Genomic DNA, 655 nt, shown 5'->3' with positions numbered 1-655 from the left:
CAGCGCACAGCCAGCCCGATGCCGCGCCGGGCGTGCCGTCCTCGCGCACGGCCTGGCGCACGGTGAGATGGATGCGTCCGTCGCCTGGCACCGAGGCGATGGAATAGTCGCGCGGGCGTTGCGGGTCGGCCGGCGCGCACAGTTGCACCAGGTCGCCGGACGCCCAATCGGCCGCGGTACCGGGCGGGGGCGCCAGTTCGATGTGGAACACCGGCGCTCCCAGGCTGCCCGGGTTGAGGTGGCGGCGCGCGGCCAGCGTCCAGTCGGCGAACGGCGGCGCCTCCCAGGCAGGCGCCCCGTTCAGGTTCGCGACCTGCGACAGCTGGTGCTGCCATGCCAGGAGCGCGGCCGGGGCGCCGTTGTCCATCTCCACCCGCTCGAACAACGGCACCGCGCCCTGCGCGCGCAGCCAGCCGTCCAGCTGGCGGCCAAAGCCGCAGTAGTGCGCGTATTGCCGGTCGCCCAGCGCCAGCAGGCCGTACTGCAGGCCTGCCAGCGAGGGCGCCGCGGCCGCGCCCATCCACTGCCCCTGGAAGCCCGCGGCGTTGTCAGGTGCATCGCCCTCTCCGTACGTGCTGGCCAGGAACAGCGCGCGGCGCGTGCGCTGCAGCAGCGCCGCATCCACCGCGCCCAGCGCGCACAGGTGCACGGGCTC

At 74.8% G+C, this 655-nt stretch carries 1 protein-coding gene; it reads right to left on the bottom strand.

Translation table 11 applies throughout. The features are described from left to right. Positions 1-655: flavodoxin domain-containing protein (locus tag AC27IO_RS25135; protein WP_498741333.1), on the bottom strand; the 655-nt coding region annotated here is incomplete at both ends.

Source organism: Acidovorax sp. KNOB132 (assembly GCF_057541515.1).
Note: the sequence above shows the minus strand (reverse complement) of the source record. Positions and strands in the feature narration are given on the sequence as shown.